This window comes from Proteus sp. G2673 (assembly GCF_009915125.1).
In the GTDB taxonomy this organism is placed as follows: domain Bacteria; phylum Pseudomonadota; class Gammaproteobacteria; order Enterobacterales; family Enterobacteriaceae; genus Proteus; species Proteus penneri.
Window position 1 is genome coordinate 1 of record NZ_JAABLT010000024.1, and the last position, 12,951, is coordinate 12,951.

13 protein-coding genes are annotated in these 12,951 nt (G+C 39.4%); 6 read left to right on the top strand and 7 right to left on the bottom strand.

The window, feature by feature from the left end:
- The 5 genes from ftsY to GWI59_RS15090 all read left to right on the top strand — a co-directional run.
- Positions 1–1,087: signal recognition particle-docking protein FtsY (ftsY, locus tag GWI59_RS15070; RefSeq protein ID WP_161725043.1), on the top strand; the 1,087-nt coding region annotated here is incomplete at its 5' end.
- A gap of 5 nt (positions 1,088–1,092) precedes the next feature.
- A complete protein-coding gene (gene ftsE, locus GWI59_RS15075; protein WP_023583735.1) occupies positions 1,093–1,758 on the top strand; it encodes a cell division ATP-binding protein FtsE in 666 nt (221 codons plus the stop codon).
- Positions 1,751–2,728: a permease-like cell division protein FtsX gene (ftsX, locus tag GWI59_RS15080; RefSeq protein ID WP_006535409.1), complete on the top strand. Its 978-nt coding sequence runs from the start codon at positions 1,751–1,753 to the stop codon at positions 2,726–2,728. The genes ftsE and ftsX overlap by 8 nt, the downstream gene beginning before the upstream one ends.
- 340 nt (positions 2,729–3,068) lie before the next feature.
- Entirely contained in the window at positions 3,069–3,923 is an 855-nt protein-coding gene (gene rpoH, locus GWI59_RS15085; protein ID WP_072063808.1) for an RNA polymerase sigma factor RpoH, read from the top strand.
- Positions 3,924–4,017: 94 nt separating this feature from the next.
- Positions 4,018–5,163, top strand: a complete 1,146-nt coding sequence (locus GWI59_RS15090) for a glycerate kinase (protein WP_161725045.1) — start codon at positions 4,018–4,020, stop codon at positions 5,161–5,163.
- Here the strand turns inward: GWI59_RS15090 and panM are convergent.
- Positions 5,145–5,552, bottom strand: a complete 408-nt coding sequence (gene panM, locus GWI59_RS15095; RefSeq protein WP_109399378.1) for an aspartate 1-decarboxylase autocleavage activator PanM — start codon at positions 5,550–5,552, stop codon at positions 5,145–5,147. The two genes, GWI59_RS15090 and panM, sit on opposite strands and share 19 nt — an antisense overlap.
- An 11-nt stretch (positions 5,553–5,563) precedes the next feature.
- Complete coding sequence (locus tag GWI59_RS15100) at positions 5,564–6,751, bottom strand: MFS transporter (protein ID WP_109399377.1); 1,188 nt, start codon at positions 6,749–6,751, stop codon at positions 5,564–5,566.
- 119 nt (positions 6,752–6,870) lie between these two features.
- Here GWI59_RS15100 and GWI59_RS15105 point away from each other — a divergent pair, with 119 nt between their 5' ends.
- Positions 6,871–7,338 carry a MarR family winged helix-turn-helix transcriptional regulator gene (locus GWI59_RS15105; RefSeq protein ID WP_109848399.1) on the top strand — a complete coding sequence of 156 codons (468 nt, stop codon included), beginning with the start codon at positions 6,871–6,873 and terminating at the stop codon, positions 7,336–7,338.
- Positions 7,339–7,391: 53 nt separating this feature from the next.
- Here GWI59_RS15105 and GWI59_RS15110 read toward each other — a convergent pair whose 3' ends face one another.
- The 5 genes from GWI59_RS15110 to ugpB form a co-directional block, all read right to left on the bottom strand.
- The gene (locus GWI59_RS15110; RefSeq protein ID WP_006535402.1) at positions 7,392–8,144 is read right to left on the bottom strand and encodes a M48 family metallopeptidase; all 753 of its coding nucleotides are present in this window, start codon (positions 8,142–8,144) and stop codon (positions 7,392–7,394) included.
- A gap of 494 nt (positions 8,145–8,638) precedes the next feature.
- Positions 8,639–9,739, bottom strand: coding sequence for a sn-glycerol-3-phosphate import ATP-binding protein UgpC (locus GWI59_RS15115; protein WP_006535401.1), 1,101 nt, complete (start codon positions 9,737–9,739; stop codon positions 8,639–8,641).
- Between the two features lies 1 nt (position 9,740).
- Entirely contained in the window at positions 9,741–10,589 is an 849-nt protein-coding gene (gene ugpE, locus GWI59_RS15120) for a sn-glycerol-3-phosphate ABC transporter permease UgpE (RefSeq protein ID WP_109848400.1), read from the bottom strand.
- The gene (gene ugpA, locus GWI59_RS15125; RefSeq protein WP_006535398.1) at positions 10,589–11,473 is read right to left on the bottom strand and encodes a sn-glycerol-3-phosphate ABC transporter permease UgpA; all 885 of its coding nucleotides are present in this window, start codon (positions 11,471–11,473) and stop codon (positions 10,589–10,591) included. Before ugpA ends, ugpE begins: the two co-directional genes overlap by 1 nt.
- Before the next feature lie 61 nt (positions 11,474–11,534).
- Positions 11,535–12,842, bottom strand: a complete 1,308-nt coding sequence (gene ugpB, locus GWI59_RS15130; protein ID WP_161669211.1) for a sn-glycerol-3-phosphate ABC transporter substrate-binding protein UgpB — start codon at positions 12,840–12,842, stop codon at positions 11,535–11,537.
- Between the last annotated feature and the right edge of the window lie 109 nt (positions 12,843–12,951).

Here is a 12,951-nt window from a genome sequence, read left to right on the forward strand (position 1 = left end):
GGAACGCGCAGAGCAGGAACGTCTGGCACAAGAAGCTGAAGCCCAACGCCTTGCGCAAGAAGAGGAAAACGAACGTCTCGCTATTGCGCAAGCAGAAGCTGAAGATATTGAAGCTTTACGTGAAGAAGTGCTAGCAGATAAAGTTGTTGAACAAGAAAAACCTAAGAAAGAAGGTTTCTTTAGTCGACTGAAAAAAGGTTTACTGAAAACTCGCCAGAATTTAGGTTTAGGATTTCTTGGCCTATTTCGTGGTAAGAAAATTGATGATGAGCTTTTTGAAGAGTTAGAAGAGCAACTCTTAATTGCTGATGTGGGAATGGAAACCACGACTAAAATCATCACCAGCCTGACCAAACACGCAACACATAAAGATCTTAAAGATGCTGAAGCCCTTTACGGCAAATTACGTGAAGAGATGGCCGAGATCTTAACGAAAGTTGATAAGCCATTAAATATTGAAGGTAAAAAACCTTTTGTTATTTTGATGGTCGGAGTTAATGGTGTGGGTAAAACAACTACAATCGGAAAATTAGCGCGACAATACCAAGCTGAGGGTAAATCTGTCATGTTAGCGGCAGGTGATACCTTCCGTGCTGCTGCTGTTGAACAGTTACAAGTTTGGGGAGAGCGCAATAATATTCCTGTTGTCGCACAACATACAGGCGCTGATCCTGCATCTGTGATTTTTGATGCAATTCAATCAGCACAGGCAAAAGGTGTCGATGTTCTTATTGCTGATACCGCAGGACGATTGCAGAATAAATCCCATTTAATGGAAGAGCTGAAAAAAATCGTTCGTGTTATGAAGAAATTAGACGAAGAAGCACCACATGAAGTGATGCTGACGTTAGATGCAAGTACCGGACAAAATGCAGTGAGCCAGGCTAAACTCTTTAATGAAACAGTTGGGCTAACTGGATTAACATTGACTAAACTCGATGGTACAGCAAAAGGAGGCGTTATCTTCTCCATTGCTGATCAGTTTAGTATTCCTATCCGCTATATCGGGGTAGGTGAAGGAATTGAAGATCTACGTCCGTTTAAGGCCGACGATTTTATTGAGGCTCTGTTTGCCCGCGAGGAGTAGTTTTAATGATCCGCTTCGAACACGTCAGCAAGGCTTATTTAGGTGGAAGACAAGCATTGCAGGGAGTTGATTTTCATCTTCGCCCTGGTGAAATGGCTTTTTTAACAGGTCACTCTGGTGCCGGTAAAAGTACATTGCTTAAATTAATTTGTGGAATAGAACGACCCAGTGATGGTGCTATTTGGTTTGCTGGTCATGATATCAGTAGACTAAAAAATAGTGAGATCCCTTTTCTGCGTCGTCAAATTGGGATGATCTTTCAAGATCACCACTTATTGATGGACAGAACGGTTTATGACAACGTTTCTCTTCCCCTGATTATTGCTGGCGCAAGTGAAGAAGATATTCGGCGCAGAGTTTCAGCTGCTTTAGATAAAGTAGGGCTTTTGGATAAAGCCAAAAATTATCCTATTCAACTCTCTGGTGGTGAACAACAACGTGTCGGTATTGCGCGCGCGGTTGTGAATAAACCGACTGTTTTACTCGCAGATGAACCAACAGGTAACCTTGATGGTGAGCTTTCAGAAGGCATTATGCGTCTTTTTGAAGAGTTCAATCGTGTTGGCGTAACCGTGTTAATGGCGACACACGATATGTCGCTGATAGAACGCAGAAATTATCGCATTCTTACATTAGGGCAAGGCAGAATGGTGGGAGGACAAAATGGCTAAAGCAAAAAGTTCCCGTAAATCAAAGCCAACGCCAAGTGCAAAAACCAAGGCGCTAAAAGGGGGAAGACGCGAACAGTGGCGTTATGCATGGCGTAACACGATGGCAGATTTTTTACGTCAGCCGCTCTCCTCTTTTTTAACGGTAATGGTTGTTGCTATTTCTCTCACCTTGCCTAGCATCTTTTATATTGTGTGGAAGAATGTTTCAACTGCGGCAGAACAATGGTATCCAACACCGCAGTTAACCGTTTATCTTGATAAATCTCTTGATGATTCATTAGCTGAAGCCACAATCAAGAAGATAGAAGCTTTAGATAAAGTTGAGAATGTTAACTATCTTTCACGACAAGATTCGCTAGTGGAATTTCGTTCTTGGTCTGGTTTTAGTAGTGCGTTAGATATGTTAGAAGAGAATCCATTACCTGCGGTTGCGATTGTGACACCAGTTATGGAGCCTAGTGATCAACAATTGATGGTGAATTTGCGTGATACAGTAGCGAAAATACCCGGTGTTGATGAAGTAAGAATGGATGATAGTTGGTTTACTCGGCTTTCAACGTTAACTTCATTAGTTGGGCAAATCGCTTTGGTCATTGGTACATTGATGGTTGTTGCCCTGTTGCTGGTAATTGGTAACAGTGTGCGCCTCAATATTTTCAGTCGACGCGATACCATTAATGTGATGAAGCTAATTGGTGCAACTGACGGTTTTATTATGCGTCCTTTCCTTAATTGGGGATTGATCCTTGGTTTTATTGGCGCCGTATTCGCCCTAATTTTTTCAGCTTTACTGGTATGGAAACTCTCAGATGTGGTGACTCAAGCCGCGACCGTGTTTGGAACGTCATTTTCCATCTCAGGATTAGGCTTTGATGAATCTATCATTCTTATTCTTGTTGCTATGATAATTGGCTGGCTGGCTGCATGGTTGACGACAATGCAACATTTGCGTCAATTCACACCCGAATAATATTTTAGCACCTTTTTCCCTTTTTATTACGGCAGGTTGCATTATTATCGCAACCTTGCCATGTTATCACACCACTATCTTTGGCATAATAATGTTCTACACTTAATCTATACTAATTAAGTTCTGTTTTTAATAGATGAATTTGTGGTTTGCTTGGTAAAGTACAAAGATATGTAAACATAGATGCGATATGAACCTTTAGTCTTTATGCTGGTCAAATTACGTTGTAAAACATAATATCTACCTCCGACTATGACCTGTTAAGTGCTATTATAAGGTTCTTCCTACTCGCCATACAGTATTAATATTAATTATCTATTTGATTTTCATGAGGATTTGAATGACAAAAGAAATGCAATCCTTAGCATTGGTTCCGCAAGGCAGCATTGAAGCGTATATACGTGCAGCCAATTCCTATCCGATGTTAACGGCAGAGGAAGAAAAGGAACTCGCTGAACGGCTGCATTACGAGGGTGATTTGGATGCAGCAAGAACGCTTATCCTTTCACATCTGCGCTTCGTTATTCATGTTGCTCGCAGCTATTCTGGCTATGGCCTACCCCAAGCCGATCTTATCCAAGAAGGTAATATTGGTCTGATGAAAGCGGTTCGCCGTTTTAACCCAGAAGTGGGTGTTCGACTAGTCTCTTTTGCCGTACATTGGATCAAAGCAGAAATTCATGAATATGTGCTACGTAACTGGCGTATCGTGAAAGTCGCGACCACTAAATCTCAACGTAAACTGTTTTTTAATCTGCGAAAAAATAAAAAGCGTTTAGGTTGGTTTAATCAAGATGAAGTGGAATTAGTCGCAAGAGAATTGGGCGTGTCAGAAAGTGATGTCCGAGAAATGGAATCACGAATGTCAGCACAAGATATGGCATTTGATATGACTGCTGATGATAGTGATGACTCACATCCTATTGCTCCAGTACTTTTCTTAGAAGATAAGTCTTCAGACTTTGCCGACGGCATTGAGGAAGATAACTGGGATAATCATGCAGCAGATAAACTGACGTCAGCAATTGAAACTCTTGATGAACGTAGCCAAGATATTATTCGTGCTCGTTGGCTAGATGATGATAACAAATCGACATTGCAAGATTTGGCGACAAAATATGGTGTATCTGCTGAGCGTGTTCGCCAATTAGAAAAAAATGCGATGAAAAAATTGCGTTTAGCGATTGAAGATTAATCACATTTCAGACCATGTACACGCTCTCATAAAGTAGAGTATGTTATAAAAGCGATATGAAAATATCGCTTTTTTATTGCCCGGAGAATATAACGTGAAAATAGTTATCGCCCCTGATTCATTTAAAGAAAGCTTAAGTGCGAAAGAAGTTGCAACAGCGATAAAACAGGGGTTTTCACGCTATTTACCAGATGCGCAATACTATTGCATTCCTATGGCTGATGGAGGAGAAGGTACAGTCACTTCATTGATTGATGCAACTCAAGGGCGATTATTTACTACGCCAGTTTGCTCACCTTTAGGTAAGCAAGTGACAGCAACGTGGGGCATCTTAGGCGATAACACCACTGCCGTGATTGAAATGGCACAAGCGTCTGGTCTTCATCTTATTCCGGTCTCTCAACGTGATCCCAATTTAACAACCAGCTATGGTACGGGTGAATTAATTAATGCCGCACTTGAGATGGGTGTTAAAAAAATCATTTTAGGATTAGGGGGAAGTGCCACCAATGACGCTGGTGCTGGCATGATGCAAGCACTTGGTCTTGGACTTAAAGATAAATTAGGCTCCTCTTTGCCTTTTGGTGGACAGGCATTAACACAGCTCCATTCTATTGATATCACAACGCTTAACCCTAAACTTAAGCAAGTTGAGATCGAAATTGCTTGTGATGTAACAAATCCGTTGTGTGGAGAAAAAGGGGCATCAGCTATTTTTGGTCCTCAAAAAGGCGCGACCAAAGATGATATTGCGCAACTTGATAAAGCCTTACGTCATTTTGGTACCTATCTGGAGAAAATGACGCAACGCAATCTTATTAATATTGCAGGAAGTGGTGCAGCGGGCGGGTTGGCACTACCGTTACTTGCCTTTACGCAAGCAACGCTTTCGCCGGGGGTTGAACTGGTTGCTAAAGCGGTTCAACTAGAAAAATATTTTATTGATGCTGATTTAGTTATCACTGGAGAAGGTCGAATGGATAGCCAATCGGCGCAAGGTAAAACACCGACAGGCGTTGCTAAATTGGCAAAAAAATACCACCTTCCTGTTATTGCGTTGGTCGGTGGTTATTTACCTGACTATGATGTGGTTCATCAGCAGGGTATTGATGCCGTTTTCTCTATTGTACCGGGCGTTTCTACACTGGATGATGCACTTCATAATGCGCAAAAGAATCTTAGTGAAACGGCTTACAACGTGGCTAGACTTTATACTACTTGTCAAATATTGAGAACATAGAGATCAGATTGTGGCGATGGGCTAAATTGATGGTGTACTAAAAAAGCGTGTGCAACATCATATCCATTTTCTTCTGCGGATAAGCTTATTGCCTGCCAATGGCAAATATCAGGATAGGCAGATAAACATTGTGTCAGTAAATAATGCCCAACACCGCGACGACGAGTTACTTCTCTGACCATAAAATCAGTAATAACCGCTTTTTTATCTGATAATTTAACCCAGCAAGCCGCTAATAATCGCTCATTAAATCTCGCCACAAAGAGTACATTCTCGTTGTTTATCTCATTTGTTAGAGCTGATTGATAACGTGGATCTTGCCAAATTTTGCCTAAATCAATACGGTCTTGTTCAGAGAGCTGTGCCAGTTTTTCAATGGTTAATTTCATTAGATATCCTGTTAGTTTGCAGTTTGTTTTTTTTCTTTTAATGAAGACATTAAGGTCTTAATGGTGAAACACAATGCCAAACTCGTTAAGATCACACAAGAATAAAAGACATGCTCATAGTTATTGTCAGTCACAAAATAGACCGAAATTATAGGGCCAGCCGCCATTCCACAATAACGAATAAAGTTATAAATCCCCATTGCAGTTGCCCTCATTGAGCCAAACTGACTTGCTAATAATGTAGTGTGCGTTGGCATGGTTAAGCCTAAAGAAAGCCCGTATAACACAGTTAAGCCAAGCATGACAGGTAATGAGATTTGCCAAAAGAGTGCAAATAACGTCAACATAGTCAGGTTGATACAAGAGGTAATAATCACACCATATTCAGCGCTAAATAGATGGCAAATTCTACGGTAAAGATAGCTACCTAAGACAAGTGCTATCGACATAGGCATATATAATCCACCTATTTCAGTGCTGTTAAGTTGATAGAGATGAAAGGCAATTAAGGGTAAGAAAACCAGTAGACAAAAATAGTTATAAAACACCATAAAACTCATGACAAATACAGATTTACCCTCAGGCGCTATAAGCACTTGTTGCATCGCTGATAAGCTTTTAAAGGTTTCCTTTTGCTCCGGACGTGTTTCAGGTAAATAAAAGAGATGTGTGATCAGTAATAGGATACCGATAACAGCCAAAAAAATAAAAATACCTTGATATTGATAATGTTGCGCTAAATATCCACCTAACAAAGGGCCACAAGCTGGTGCTAGTGCTAATAGCATTTGGTACGATCCCATTGCTTTTGCGCGATCGTTTCCTTGGTAAAGATCGCCAAGAATAGTTGCTGCAACTACGGGAATGGCTGCAATACCGATAGCTTGGATCACACGCCAAAAAATCAATAAGCCAATAGAGTCAGACCAAACACAACCCAATGCACCCACAATAGAAATGGCTAATCCACTGAGTAAAATTGGCTTTCTTCCCCATTTATCAATCAATGAACCATAAAATAGTTGCATAACAGCCATAGCAAAAGTAAATGCAGATACCGTCAGATTAACCAGTGATAACGTGGTATTAAATTGCTGCTGTATCAAGGGAAGTACAGGGGTATAAATATTTTGTGCTAAAGAGCCTAATAGTGCGCTAAAGCAAATGAGATAAAACAAACTGCGGATTGATAATTTCATTATATAGTCTCTCTTTATCTATTTTGTTTCCATGGAAACAAAATAGATAATAGCGACATTTTGATTGTTGTAAATACTTTTGGTACTATTTTTTAAAATATTTTTTCCAAGGAAACAAAATGACAAAAGAGAATGTAACAACACAAGACTTGTTAAAAGGGTTAAGTGATTTCTTGCATCTTAAAGATGAACATGTCAATGAGGAGCATAAAAAAGTATTAGAAGAGAAGGGGTTAGAGAATTATTCACTCACAGAATTGCATGTTATTCATTGTATTGGTGAGGAGAGCATGAGAAATCTAACGACTATCAGTGAATATATGGCAATGACTCGAGGAGCGGTCTCAAAAATTTGTAGTCGATTACAAAAAAAAGGTGCGATTGAAAAAATAAAATTGGCAGACAATCAAAAAGAGATCTTTTTTATTTTAACCGATCAAGGAGAGCTGCTTTTTCATGCACATGGGGTACTACATCAACAATCTCAAGCAAAATGGTCTGCATTGTTTGAACAATATGATCAGCAGGAAAGGCAAGCAATTAAACGTTTTTTTGCCGATGTTGTGGATCGTTTTCGTCATTCATAACCGATAAGCCTGAAAAGAAAACCCCCATATCATGAGATATAGGGGCGAGGTCATTATTTTTTATCTGCAGCGATGCGATTACGGATATTATCAGCACGCTCTTTTGATGGTGGGTGAGAATCAAACATACTTGAATCACCACCACCTAATTTAGCGAGCTTCTCAAAGCCTGTAACCAACCCTGCTGTATTAACGCCACGTTTTGTTAGCAGATCATAAGAGAAATTATCTGCTTCAGTTTCTTGATGTTGTGAGAATTGAGCATTAATTAATTTCTGACCCATTTCAGCTAATTGTGAGCTACTTAATTGTGCTGCAACGCCACCCGCTGATGCTGCTGCCGTACGTGCAGCAACTGTTGCGTGAGCAACTTGAATTGCTTTACGGGTATGGCCTAAAGCAACATGACCCATTTCATGACCTAAAACGCCCTCAACTTCGTTATCTGTCATCATGTCCATTAAACCACTATAAACACGAACACAACCGTTAGCCATAGCCCATGCGTTCACATCTTTAGTCATGTAAACTTTGTAATTTACCGGAGTGCCATTAACTTCATTACCTAACGCTTTAGCGATATTATTTAAACGTTTGGTGTAAGTGCTATTGGCTGGAGCGACTTTATTTTGCGCATCCATTTCTTTACATGCATCATTTGTTAGTGCTTTGATATCATCATCGCTTAATGTTGCAGCTTGGAAAAGTTGGGTTCCTGATTTAGTCAGCATATCGGTATTGAGGTTTTGACAACCTGAGAGTAGTGCTGCTGATACCATCACTGTAGCAAGTAATTTAATTTTCATTTTTTAATTAAGTCCTTTTCTGCTTGGCAGTTTATATAAGTGCAGATCAAATTCGAGCAGAAGAATAACAGTGCTTATCTATTGGCGCAATATAGGTATTTTATGAAAAAATATATCTCCATATATGTTTTTTTCTTTCCTTAGCAAAAATGTATTATTATTTCTTTCCTTAACATGAGTAAAAAATGGATTAATAAATTTAACTTGTTTAAAATTAAGATAATTAATTGGTAGGCTAAGTTTAAAAAGATAAGCTTTGTTGGTTAAATATTATATAAAACATTTAATTATACTTATTTTAAGTGTAAGTGATGTTGTTTTTTATTTATTTGGAATAATATCAAAAGAACACGGTATTTAGTACGGGTTTTTATTTGTTTAATTCTGACAAAGTTTATATTTTTGATATTTATTGCTTTGTTTTAAATAAATAGCGATGCTCAACACATCGCTATTCAGATTAAACTGAAAATGAAAAAAACGATATCAATATTTTATGAAACCATTAATTCACTGATGATCATAAAAGGGCGATTAATACGTTTTCCTGTTTGCTCATCAAAGAAATGTAGGTTTTCCGGATGAATAGTAAGACCTATTTTGTGACCAATATTCACACCATGATCGTTCGGCGCGCGAATAACAACAGGTTGTTTTTGTTTATCACAGGTTGTGGCATAAATTAAAACATCAGCACCTAATGCTTCAATAAATTCAACATCAACATGGAACATAGGATGCTGGTGGCTAATGAGTAAATGCTCAGGGCGTAAACCTAATTTAATCGCTTGATAAGGAAGGTGCTGAGATGAAACAGCAATGTGCCCATCAGCGACTTCAATTACACCATGATTAATGGAAGTTTCTAAAATATTCATTGCAGGAGAACCCATAAAGGTAGCCACAAACACCGAAGCTGGGCTTTCATAAATATCTAACGGTGTGCCTACTTGTTCTATATTTCCTTGATTTAGCACCACCAACTTATCGGCTAATGTCATAGCTTCAACTTGATCGTGTGTAACGTAGATCGACGTTGTGGAGAGTTTTCGTTGTAGCTTTTTTATCTCAAGGCGCATTTGTACACGTAATTTTGCATCAAGATTAGAGAGTGGCTCATCAAATAAAAAGACTTTAGGTTTACGGACAATGGCTCTGCCCATTGCCACACGTTGTCGTTGCCCACCTGATAGCTCTTTAGGTTTTCTATCAAGTAAATGGCTGATTTCCAGCATTTGAGCTGCATTTGTGACAAGTTCTTCAATCTTTGCTTTTGGTGTTTTTCGATTACGCAAGCCATATGCCATGTTGTTATAAACCGACATATGGGGATAAAGAGCGTAGTTTTGAAAAACCATGGCGATATCACGCTCACTGGGTTCGTGTTCATTAACACGCAAATTATCAATAAGTAAATCACCTTGTGTAATGGTTTCTAATCCCGCAATCATTCGCAGTAATGTCGATTTACCACAACCGCTAGGGCCGACTAATACCACCATTTCGCCTTGCTCAATAGAAAGATTTAATTTTGAAATGGCTTGATGACCATTTGGGTAACGCTTTTCTAAATCAGTGAGAGTGACGGTTGTCATGTTATTTCTCCGTATCAATAAAGCCTTTTACAAAGGCTCTTTGCATCAGAATGACGATAAAGACAGGAGGCAACATCGCAATTAATGTGGTTGCCATAATTTTATTCCATTCAATAACACCATCGGAAACCGCAACCATCTGTTTAATACCCATCACAATAGTGTAATAGTGGGTATCTGTCGTGATAAGCATTGGCCAAAGATATTGGTTCCAGCCATAAATAAATGTGATAACAAACAAGGCGGCTATATTGGTACGTGAAAGAGGAAGTAAGATGGTGAAAAAGAATCTTATCGGGCCTGCGCCATCAATTTTGGCTGCTTCAATAAGCTCCGGGGTAATAGTAAGAAAGAATTGTCGAAATAAAAAAGTAGCGGTAGCGCTGGCAATTAATGGAATGGTTAATCCTGCATAAGAGTTCAGCATATTAAGGTTAGTAACAACCTCAAATGTCGGCATAATACGAACTTCAACGGGCAGCATTAATGTAAAAAAGATGGTCCAAAAGGCAAGCATACGGCCTGGAAAGCGAAAGAATACAACCGCATAGGCTGATAAAATTGAAATGATTAATTTTCCGATAGTGATCACTAACGCCATGATTAATGAATTCAACAACATACTGTTAATTGAGATCGCACTATTTTGTGTTGTACCCACTTGTGACAATAGGGTTTTAAAAATACTGAAACCTTCAGTGCCGAACCAAAGCGGCGATCCTGTGGCAAATTCGGTATTTTGATGTGTTGTAGCGACAAGCGCTATCCATACAGGAAATGCGACAGAAAGAATGCCAACAATGAGGATCAAGTGGCAAAAAGCGTGAAATAAAGGTCTGCGTTCAACCATCAGTAAGCCACCTTTTTCTCAACATAACGAAATTGAATAATGGTTAATATCGCGACGATAAACATTAAAATAACGGATTGTGCAGCAGAGGAGCCTAAATCTAATCCCACAAAACCATCGTTATAGACCTTATAAACCAGTGTTGATGTACTACTGCCAGGGCCACCTTGTGTCATGGCATGGATAATCGCGAATGTATCAAAAAAGGCATAAGCAAAATTCACGACCAGTAAGAAAAAAGTGGTCGGTGAAATAAGCGGAAAGCTTATTGTTATAAAGCGTTTAATAGGTCCACTGCCATCAATAGCGGCTGCTTCTAATAGTGATTTAGGTACAGATTGCAAGGCTGCGAGGAAAAACAGAAAGTTATAACTCACTTGTTTCCATGTCGCCGTTAGAATCACCATCCACATAGCATGATGGGTATTCAGTACGGGATCCCAATTAATGCCTATCTGTTTTAATAATTGGCTTAATACACCAATCGTAGGATCAAGCATAAATAACCAAAGAAAACCCGCGATAACTGGCGCAATGGCATAGGGTGAAATTAAAATTGTGCGATAAAACAGTTTGCCTCGTAAAATTTGCTCGGCAATGCCGGCCAAAACAAGTGCAGATAACATAGAGAGAAAGACAACACTGGTGCTAAAAATCAATGTGGTGATTAAACTGTCAAAATAGTAACTATTGCTAAATAAACGCTGAAAGTTTTCGAGACCAACAAACTCGCTACTCAGGCCAAACGCATCTTCTAATTGAAATGACTGAAAGAAAGCTTGCCCAGCAGGCCAAATAAAAAAGATAAGTGTGATAGCTAGTTGAGGAAAAATCAGCGCTAGAGGTAACCATTTTTGTTTAAAATAAATGGATTGAGAAGCCATACAGTATCCAGTAAATCGATAAAAACAGAAGGCGAGCACTTGGCTCGCCTAATATAAATGATTATTGTTGAGTACGTTCAAAGCGGCGTAATTGCTCATTTCCACGTGTGACAGCATTATCCAATGCAGCTTGAGCACTCTGTTTTCCTGACCATACTTTTTCTAACTCTTCATCAACAATTTCGCGTGTTTGTAAGAAATTACCAAAGCGTAATCCTTTAGAGTTTGCAGTCGGTTCTGAGGTTGTCATTTGTAATATTGCGGTGTCAGCCCCTGGATTTTGCTGATAAAAGCCTTGTTGTTGCGTCAATGCGTAAGCGGCTTTAGTAACAGGAAGATAACCGGTAGCTTGGTGCCAATCAGCTTGTACTTCAGGGCTTGAAAGATAAGTGAAGAATTTCGCCACACCGTTATATTCCGCATCTGGACGCCCTGACATAACCCATAAAGACGCACCACCAATAATGGTGTTAGCGGGTTTTTGTACCAGCGTATCGTCATAAGGTAATTGGCTAACACCAATATCAATGCCTTTCATATTCTCTTTAATACCAGCAAAACCAGCGGATGATTCCATCACCATGGCGCACTCTTGAGTATAAAATAGAGGCATTGAATCGGATTGGCGCCCACCATATTTGAAAATACCTGATTTAGACCAATCTGCCATTTGTTGAATATGAGCCACGAAAGGGGCTTTATTAAATAGAAACGTCGTATCTAAGCCATCAAAACCATTATTTTTTGTCGCAATAGGTAAATTATTACGTGCCCCAAAGTTTTCTATTTGAGTCCATGATTGCCATGTGGTGGTAAATCCACATTTCACTCCAGAATCGAGCAGTTTCTGAGATACAGCTTCCATCTCTTTCCATGTTTTAGGCGGTTGCTCTATACCTGCTTTTTTAAATAGAACCTTGTTGTAATAAAGCACGGGGGTTGAGCTATTAAAGGGCAGTGACATCATTTTGCCATCGCTGGTGGTGTAATAGCCCGTCACAGTAGAGAGATAACTATTAGGATCAAAAGGCTCGTTAGTTTTTTCCATTAATTGATAAACCGGGAAAACGGCTTTTTTAGCGCCCATCATGCTGGCTGTACCGACTTCAAAGACTTGCACAATAGCAGGTTGGTTTTTAGCACGAAACGAGGCTACTGCACTGGTCATCGTTTCAGCATAAGTGCCTTTATAAACAGGCTTTATCTCATATTCAGATTGGCTTGCATTAAAATCAGAGGCGATTTGATTAACTTTCTGACCGAGCGCACCTCCCATTGCATGCCACCATTCAATTTGTGTTTTTGCGTGTGTAGGAGAAGTAAATAACGCCATTGCAACAGCAAGACCTGTTATTGATTTTATCGACATGCAGAATTTCCTTTTTAATCGAAAGTTAAAGGTGCAATCTAATCTGCGAATTACCCTAAATGTTGTTTATGACAAAGGGGTGACAATTAAATGAAGATATATTGATGGT

What these genes read in the sequence shown, in the direction of transcription:
- GWI59_RS15100 (WP_109399377.1), bottom strand. Translation starts at nt 6,751, where the DNA reads ATGAAATTATCAATCCGCAGTTTGTTTTATCTCATTTGCTTTAGCGCA.
- ftsE (WP_023583735.1), top strand. Translation starts at nt 1,093, where the DNA reads ATGATCCGCTTCGAACACGTCAGCAAGGCTTATTTAGGTGGAAGACAA.
- ugpB (WP_161669211.1), bottom strand. Translation starts at nt 12,842, where the DNA reads ATGTCGATAAAATCAATAACAGGTCTTGCTGTTGCAATGGCGTTATTT.
- GWI59_RS15115 (WP_006535401.1), bottom strand. Translation starts at nt 9,739, where the DNA reads ATGACAACCGTCACTCTCACTGATTTAGAAAAGCGTTACCCAAATGGT.
- ugpA (WP_006535398.1), bottom strand. Translation starts at nt 11,473, where the DNA reads ATGGCTTCTCAATCCATTTATTTTAAACAAAAATGGTTACCTCTAGCG.
- ugpE (WP_109848400.1), bottom strand. Translation starts at nt 10,589, where the DNA reads ATGGTTGAACGCAGACCTTTATTTCACGCTTTTTGCCACTTGATCCTC.
- GWI59_RS15110 (WP_006535402.1), bottom strand. Translation starts at nt 8,144, where the DNA reads ATGAAAATTAAATTACTTGCTACAGTGATGGTATCAGCAGCACTACTC.
- ftsX (WP_006535409.1), top strand. Translation starts at nt 1,751, where the DNA reads ATGGCTAAAGCAAAAAGTTCCCGTAAATCAAAGCCAACGCCAAGTGCA.
- GWI59_RS15105 (WP_109848399.1), top strand. Translation starts at nt 6,871, where the DNA reads ATGACAAAAGAGAATGTAACAACACAAGACTTGTTAAAAGGGTTAAGT.
- rpoH (WP_072063808.1), top strand. Translation starts at nt 3,069, where the DNA reads ATGACAAAAGAAATGCAATCCTTAGCATTGGTTCCGCAAGGCAGCATT.
- panM (WP_109399378.1), bottom strand. Translation starts at nt 5,552, where the DNA reads ATGAAATTAACCATTGAAAAACTGGCACAGCTCTCTGAACAAGACCGT.